Origin of the sequence: Desulfuribacillus stibiiarsenatis, assembly GCF_001742305.1 — a bacterium.
GTDB classification, from domain to species: Bacteria; Bacillota; Bacilli; order Desulfuribacillales; family Desulfuribacillaceae; genus Desulfuribacillus_A; species Desulfuribacillus_A stibiiarsenatis.
The window spans coordinates 1-2,347 of record NZ_MJAT01000018.1 but is presented as its reverse complement, the minus strand read 5'-3'; the positions used below and the strand labels follow the sequence as shown (position 1 = coordinate 2,347).

Here is a 2,347-nt window from a genome sequence, read left to right as displayed (position 1 = left end):
GGTATTTATCTACAGTTCTTCTGTCTACCTGGAACTTCCTTGCTAATTCACTTTTGTTTATTTTCATATTGAGATTCTCCATGAGAAGTTTCAGTTTTGGTAAATCTGAGAGTCTAGTAATTTCAATTTCTGTTGTTATGTCTAGTTTTACATGCATACATTTCACCCCATAACCAGTATGCATGTAGGGTTGAAAATTGTACATTCTTATTCAATCAATTTTGTACATTATTAGCCTAGCATTTATAATACAATATTAAACTAAATAGAGAATGAATAAATAGGCAGTTAATCCATTGAGATTCCTTGTTGTAAGGGATCTTTTTCTTTTGTCGGAATATGTTGAAAAGTTTTTGTAGACTATGGAGGGGTTTGGCGAAATAAGTAAATGCAAACAAAAGTTTGGCAGAGCGTACTAGAGACTACACTCTTCCTATGAAAAGAGAAATGGCGGTGCTAACGCACCACCACATTTGACAGAGAACCTAATATTCAGCAACACTTATTCATTTTTATATGAACACTTCATTCAGCTTATATATAGACAGATATATCAGATTAGATGTAAACTCTGAAAAAAATTTAGCTTATAATTGTGACGTAATTTATATTATTTGTGAATGTTCTGGGTCTTTGGTGGAACAAAGATACATTTAGCTAATTTATAATAGGTTAACCTACTATATCTTGTTTTCTTAGTAGGTTAACCTATTATTTAATTAAGCTTATCAGATTATAATTTGTTAATATATACTAGATGCTATAATATATAAGTAGAAATCTTTGTTGAGGTGGAACGATGAACTACGCTGTGTACGCCCGTGTATCAACTGATAAAGAAGAACAAATATCTTCAGTTGGTAACCAAATAGATATATGCAGAAACTGGCTTGAAAGAAATGGTTTTCAATGGAATGATGATTCCGTATATAAAGACGAAGGGATTTCTGGAACACTGCTGCTAGACAGACCAGCAATGCAAAACATAATTGAAAAAGCAAAACTCAAAGAAATAGATATGATAATTTTCAAATCATTATCTCGTTTAACTCGTGATTTGAAAGATTCACTAGAATTAAGAGAGATATTTCAACAATATAAAGTTAGAGTAGTCTCGGTAGAAGAGGGCTATGACAGTTTTCAGTCCAATAAAAATGATATGAATTATGAGCTTTGGTCTTTTTTCGCTGCGCAATATAGTAGAACCCTAAGTGTTGGTATTACCTCGGCTCTGGCTGCAAAGGTTAGAAGGGGCGAGCATATAGGGAAGGTGCCATATGGTTATGATGTAATCGATAAAAAACTAGTTATCAATGAAGAAGAAGCTCAAGTTGTAAGATTAATGTTTGAACTATACACTGAAGGGCTTGGATACAAAAAGATAACGAAAAAGCTTAATGAACTCGGTTATTTATCAAAGACAAAACAACTATGGCAAGTAACATCCGTTCAATCCATTCTTCAGAACAAGATATATTACGGGACATTTATCTTAAATAAGCATACAACTATTAAAGTTGGTGGACGGAAAAAACAAGTCAAGAATCCAGAAGAGCGTTGGATTGTTTTCGAAAACCACCACCCAGGCATTATTACAGAAGAAGATTGGATGAAAGCCAATAGTAAAGAAGTAACAAATAAAAAAAAGAAAATTACGGCATGGAACGAGTTAAGAGGAATACTAAAATGCTCCGAATGTGGATCGAATATGATAGTTATGCAATCACACCGTAAAAAAGTAAACGGAACAAAAACCATTTGGGCATATTTAAAATGCAGTAGGCATAGAAGGTATGGACAAGCTGGATGTGTATCACATGAACCTATTACTTATAGTGAGTTGCGAAAATTTGTCATAGAACAATTGATTCAAAAGGGAAAAGAGATAAATTTAAAGTTTAATAGTGACTTTGAGAATCAAATGATTGAAGAAAAAGAGACATTGAAAAAAAAGCAAGTACAGCTAATTACTAAAAATAAAAGGCTCCTGGACTTATACTTGGAGAATGTCATAGATAAATCTCAATTTGAAGAAAAGAAGGCAGAATTAGATAAAGAATTAAAAGCTACTGAAGACCAAATAATCAAACTAGGAACTAAAAAATATAAACAAACTCAGATAACGAATATTTCGAATGCTTTTAAAGAACTTGAGCGAATGGATCAGGATCTTCACCATATATTTAGCATTTTAATTAAAGAAATAGTTATGCACCCTGATGGGACCTTAGATTTTGAATATGCTTTTAAGAATAGCCAATAACGCATGGCATTTTGGTATAGCAGCAGAAACTTACTATCCGACAATTGTCAAAATACCGTTCGCAAAAGGTATGTATTGCAAATG

1 protein-coding gene and 1 pseudogene are annotated in these 2,347 nt (G+C 32.6%); one reads left to right on the top strand and one right to left on the bottom strand.

All coding sequences use genetic code 11. From position 1 onward, the window contains the following. Positions 1 to 157: pseudogene (locus tag BHU72_RS16165) on the bottom strand (IS21 family transposase); the annotation flags it as partial. Between the two features lie 642 nt (positions 158 to 799). On the opposite strand from BHU72_RS16165, the gene BHU72_RS07830 reads away from it, so the two are divergent. After that, positions 800 to 2,263 (top strand): recombinase family protein, encoded by a 1,464-nt coding sequence (locus BHU72_RS07830; protein ID WP_069702085.1) that lies wholly within the window; start codon positions 800 to 802, stop codon positions 2,261 to 2,263. The last annotated feature ends 84 nt before the right edge of the window (positions 2,264 to 2,347 follow it).

What these genes read in the sequence shown, in the direction of transcription:
- BHU72_RS07830 (WP_069702085.1), top strand. Translation starts at nt 800, where the DNA reads ATGAACTACGCTGTGTACGCCCGTGTATCAACTGATAAAGAAGAACAA.